Source organism: Microbacterium petrolearium, from assembly GCF_054782875.1.
The window spans coordinates 1-1,097 of sequence record NZ_BAAGRQ010000049.1 but is presented as its reverse complement, the minus strand read 5'-3'; the positions used below and the strand labels follow the sequence as shown (position 1 = coordinate 1,097).

The window sequence follows — 1,097 nt, the reverse complement described above, 5'->3', positions numbered from 1 at the left end:
GAGCGGGTGGGGAGTTCGGTGGGTTCGCTGCTGTCGGGTGGGTGGAGCAGGAAGGGGCCGTGGCGGTCGCGGGTGATGCGGTAGCGGTGGTGGTGGAGGTTCATGTGGTGGAACCTGCACAGGAGGATGCCGCGGTCGATGTCGGTGCGTCCACCGTGGGTGGCCCAGGTGTCGATGTGGTGGGCTTCGCAGTAGGAGGCGGGCATGCCGCATCCGCGCCATCGGCAGCCGCCGTCGCGGATGGCGAGGGCGATGCGCTGTTTCGGGGTGAACAGTCGCTGTTCCCGCCCGACGTCGAGGGGGTTCCCGTGCACGTCGACGGTGACCGGGGTGTGCCCGGTGGTGCAGATGGCCTGCTCGACCGCCGGGGCGGGGAGCGGGTGGCCGCCGTCCTCGGTGTACCCGGGGCCGGGCCGGCCGGGACCGGGCCGGCCGGGACCGGGCTGGACGGGACCGTCGCTGCCGACCCCGCTGGGAGCGTCGCCCCCGCTGCCGGCGCCGCCGGCGGCGTTGCGGGTGGGGTCGATGGTGACGACGCGGACGCCGGGCTGGCGGGCACCGAACACCGTTTCGGCGTCGGCGACGGCGCCGGCGCGCAGCACCCCGAGGATGAGGTCGTAGGTGAGCTGGTCGTTCGTCCGCGGGTCGTCGGTGAGCTGTTGCGCTTTCGCGAGCCTCGTCGGGGTCGACGAACCGGGGACCGCCGCGGCGGGGCCGCAGGGCCGCGTCGATCACGGTCCGCATCCACGCCGCACCCTCGTCGTCGAACACGATCTTCGCGTGCTGGACGCCGTCCGCGTCCGTCCACATCCGGAACGCGCGTGCCTCGAACCGGGCCAGGAACCGAGCCTCCGCACCTTCCGGGTCCAACCGGTCCCGCAACACCCGTGCCGCGGTGGCGAGATCCTCGACCGTGCACTCGGCCGCCACGGCGACCAGCTGCTCGGCCGCGAGCCGCCACGCCTCCACTGCGGCATCCGCGCTGGCCGGCGACGAATCCTGCGACGAGGAGCCGGTGGGTGGGTGGCCGAGGCCGCGGAGAATCGCGTCCATCTGCGCCGCCGTCACCACCCCGCTCAGCAGCGCCTGATCCACCG

The 1,097-nt window shown here is 73.9% G+C and carries 2 protein-coding genes; one reads left to right on the top strand and one right to left on the bottom strand.

Annotated elements, in window-relative coordinates; all coding sequences use genetic code 11:
- Positions 1 to 602 (bottom strand): HNH endonuclease signature motif containing protein (locus tag ACYVJ0_RS13520; RefSeq protein ID WP_460818377.1); only part of this gene is annotated, 602 nt, incomplete at its 3' end.
- A 19-nt stretch (positions 603 to 621) separates the two neighbouring features.
- On the opposite strand from ACYVJ0_RS13520, the gene ACYVJ0_RS13515 reads away from it, so the two are divergent.
- Positions 622 to 1,097, top strand: a 476-nt coding sequence (locus ACYVJ0_RS13515) for a hypothetical protein (RefSeq protein ID WP_460818375.1), incomplete at its 3' end; no start/stop codon positions are given.